1 protein-coding gene is annotated in these 1,356 nt (G+C 60.3%); it reads right to left on the bottom strand.

The window, feature by feature from the left end:
• Positions 1-202: 202 nt before the first annotated feature.
• Positions 203-1,216, bottom strand: a complete 1,014-nt coding sequence (intI1, locus tag BRX37_RS26205; RefSeq protein ID WP_000845048.1) for a class 1 integron integrase IntI1 — start codon at positions 1,214-1,216, stop codon at positions 203-205.
• Between the last annotated feature and the right edge of the window lie 140 nt (positions 1,217-1,356).

The raw sequence follows: 1,356 nt of genomic DNA, 5'->3' as shown, positions 1-1,356 counted from the left end.
TGTCGTTTTCAGAAGACGGCTGCACTGAACGTCAGAAGCCGACTGCACTATAGCAGCGGAGGGGTTGGATCCATCAGGCAACGACGGGCTGCTGCCGGCCATCAGCGGACGCAGGGAGGACTTTCCGCAACCGGCCGTTCGATGCGGCACCGATGGCCTTCGCGCAGGGGTAGTGAATCCGCCAGGATTGACTTGCGCTGCCCTACCTCTCACTAGTGAGGGGCGGCAGCGCATCAAGCGGTGAGCGCACTCCGGCACCGCCAACTTTCAGCACATGCGTGTAAATCATCGTCGTAGAGACGTCGGAATGGCCGAGCAGATCCTGCACGGTTCGAATGTCGTAACCGCTGCGGAGCAAGGCCGTCGCGAACGAGTGGCGGAGGGTGTGCGGTGTGGCGGGCTTCGTGATGCCTGCTTGTTCTACGGCACGTTTGAAGGCGCGCTGAAAGGTCTGGTCATACATGTGATGGCGACGCACGACACCGCTCCGTGGATCGGTCGAATGCGTGTGCTGCGCAAAAACCCAGAACCACGGCCAGGAATGCCCGGCGCGCGGATACTTCCGCTCAAGGGCGTCGGGAAGCGCAACGCCGCTGCGGCCCTCGGCCTGGTCCTTCAGCCACCATGCCCGTGCACGCGACAGCTGCTCGCGCAGGCTGGGTGCCAAGCTCTCGGGTAACATCAAGGCCCGATCCTTGGAGCCCTTGCCCTCCCGCACGATGATCGTGCCGTGATCGAAATCCAGATCCTTGACCCGCAGTTGCAAACCCTCACTGATCCGCATGCCCGTTCCATACAGAAGCTGGGCGAACAAACGATGCTCGCCTTCCAGAAAACCGAGGATGCGAACCACTTCATCCGGGGTCAGCACCACCGGCAAGCGCCGCGACGGCCGAGGTCTTCCGATCTCCTGAAGCCAGGGCAGATCCGTGCACAGCACCTTGCCGTAGAAGAACAGCAAGGCCGCCAATGCCTGACGATGCGTGGAGACCGAAACCTTGCGCTCGTTCGCCAGCCAGGACAGAAATGCCTCGACTTCGCTGCTGCCCAAGGTTGCCGGGTGACGCACACCGTGGAAACGGATGAAGGCACGAACCCAGTGGACATAAGCCTGTTCGGTTCGTAAGCTGTAATGCAAGTAGCGTATGCGCTCACGCAACTGGTCCAGAACCTTGACCGAACGCAGCGGTGGTAACGGCGCAGTGGCGGTTTTCATGGCTTGTTATGACTGTTTTTTTGTACAGTCTATGCCTCGGGCATCCAAGCAGCAAGCGCGTTACGCCGTGGGTCGATGTTTGATGTTATGGAGCAGCAACGATGTTACGCAGCAGGGCAGTCGCCCTAAAACAAAGTTAG

Origin of the sequence: Sphingomonas sp. S-NIH.Pt3_0716 (assembly GCF_003950715.1) — a bacterium.
Classification (GTDB): domain Bacteria; phylum Pseudomonadota; class Alphaproteobacteria; order Sphingomonadales; family Sphingomonadaceae; genus Sphingobium; species Sphingobium yanoikuyae_A.
The sequence above is the reverse complement of the archived record's forward strand: the minus strand, read 5'-3'. Positions and strand labels throughout refer to the sequence as shown.